The organism is Arthrobacter sp. I3 (genome assembly GCF_000520575.1).
GTDB lineage: Bacteria > Actinomycetota > Actinomycetes > Actinomycetales > Micrococcaceae > Arthrobacter > Arthrobacter humicola_A.
On sequence record NZ_KI914928.1, the window covers coordinates 59,179 to 61,190 of the forward strand.

At 70.0% G+C, this 2,012-nt stretch carries 2 protein-coding genes; both read left to right on the forward strand.

The genetic code is table 11. The features are described from left to right. A partial coding sequence (locus tag Y706_RS0112890; protein WP_028276900.1) for an asparaginase occupies positions 1–570 on the forward strand: 570 nt, incomplete at its 5' end. A gap of 9 nt (positions 571–579) precedes the next feature. Further along, complete coding sequence (locus tag Y706_RS0112895; RefSeq protein WP_028276901.1) at positions 580–1,995, forward strand: aspartate ammonia-lyase; 1,416 nt, start codon at positions 580–582, stop codon at positions 1,993–1,995. The last annotated feature ends 17 nt before the right edge of the window (positions 1,996–2,012 follow it).

Here is a 2,012-nt window from a genome sequence, read left to right on the forward strand (position 1 = left end):
CAGGGCTACCTGGACCCGGCGCACCCGCTGCAGCAGCTGGTGGCCCGGACCGTGGCGGACCTGAGCGGTGAAGACCCCCAGCGCACCACCACTGACGGCTGCGGCACCCCGCTCTTCGCGCTCACGCTGCGCGGCATGGCCCGCGCCTTCGGCCGCCTGGCCGCGGCCGCCGCGTCCGGATCCAGATCCGGCGAAACAGAAGCCGGCGAAGCGGAAGCCGCCGTCGGCCGCGCCATGCGCCGCCACCCCGAGATGGTTGCGGGCGAGGACCGGGACGTCACCGCGCTGATGCGCCTGGTCCCCGGCCTGCTCGCCAAGGACGGCTTCGAGGGCGTCCAGCTGGTGGGCCTCCCGGACGGCCGCGCCCTTGCCGTGAAGGTTTCCGACGGCGGAGACCGCGCCCGGATGCCTGTCACCGTCCGGGTCCTGGCCGCGCTCGACGTCGACACCTCCCCCCTGGCGCGCCTCGCCGCTACCCCTGTGCTGGGCGGCGGCCGGCCCGTCGGGCTGCTGCAGGCCACCGATTTCCTCGCTGACCCCAAGATCTCCCACGCCCCCAAAGACCTGTAAGGGACCGCCATGACCTCGCACGACGAACGCGCAGAATTCCGCTCCGAACACGATCTCCTGGGTGACCGGGATGTTCCCGCCGGCGCCTACTGGGGCGTCCACACCCTCCGGGCCGTGGAGAACTTCCCCATCACCGGCCAGCCGCTGTCCTCCAACATGCACCTGGTCCGCGGGCTGGCCGCCGTGAAGCTCGCCGCGGCCCGCACCAACCACGAGCTCGGGCTCCTCGACGCCGGGCGTGCCGCCGCCATCGGGGAAGCCTGCACCGAGGTCATGAACGGCAAACTCAGCGAACAGTTCGTCGTCGACGTCATCCAGGGCGGCGCCGGGACCTCCTCGAACATGAACGCCAACGAGGTCATCGCCAACCGGGCCCTGGAAATCCTCGGGCACCCGAAGGGCGACTACGCCCGGCTGCACCCCAACGACCACGTCAACCTCAGCCAGTCCACCAACGACGTCTACCCCACCGCGGTCAAGCTCGGCACGATCTTCGCGGCCCGGGAACTACTCCAGGCCCTCACCGAGCTCGAAGACGCCTTCGCCGCAAAGGCCCTCGAGTTCCGCACCGTGGTCAAGATGGGCCGCACCCAGCTCCAGGACGCCGTCCCCATGACCCTCGGCCAGGAGTTCGGCACCTACGCCGTCACGATCGGCGAGGACCGGCTCCGCCTGGCCGAAGCCGACCTGCTGATCCACGAAATCAACCTCGGCGCCACCGCGATCGGCACCGGCCTGAACGCCCCCGCCGGGTACGCCGAGGCCGCCTGCCGGCACCTGGCCGAAATCACCGGCCTGCCGCTGATCACGGCCGTGGACCTGATCGAGGCCACCCAGGACGTCGGCGCCTTCGTGCACCTCTCCGGCGTGCTCAAGCGGGTCGCCGTGAAACTCTCCAAGATCTGCAACGACCTCCGGCTGCTCTCCTCGGGACCGCGCGCCGGCTTCGGCGAGATCAACCTCCCCGCGGTGCAGTCCGGCTCCTCGATCATGCCCGGCAAGATCAACCCGGTCATCCCGGAAGTGGTCAGCCAGGTCGCCTACGAGGTGATCGGCAACGACGTCACCATCACCATGGCCGCCGAGGCCGGCCAGCTCCAGCTCAACGCCTTCGAACCCATCATCGTCCACAGCCTCCACAAGAGCATCTCCCACCTGGAAGCCGCGTGCCGCACCCTCACGGCCCGCTGCGTCCGGGGCATCACCGCCAACACCGAACACCTCCGCCTCACCGTGGAACAATCCATCGGCCTCGTCACCGCCCTGAACCCGCAACTGGGCTACGCCACAGCCACGGCCATCGCCCAGGAAGCCCTCGCCACCGGCAAAGGCGTCGCGGAACTCGTGCTCGAACACGGCCTGCTCACCGACGAGCAGCTCACCGAGCTCCTCAGCCCGCACCGCCTGGCCAACCTCACCAAATAATCCCCAACCGGTCCCTG

Coding starts and splice junctions, on each gene's coding strand:
- Y706_RS0112895 (WP_028276901.1), top strand. CDS start 580: ATGACCTCGCACGACGAACGCGCAGAATTCCGCTCCGAACACGATCTC.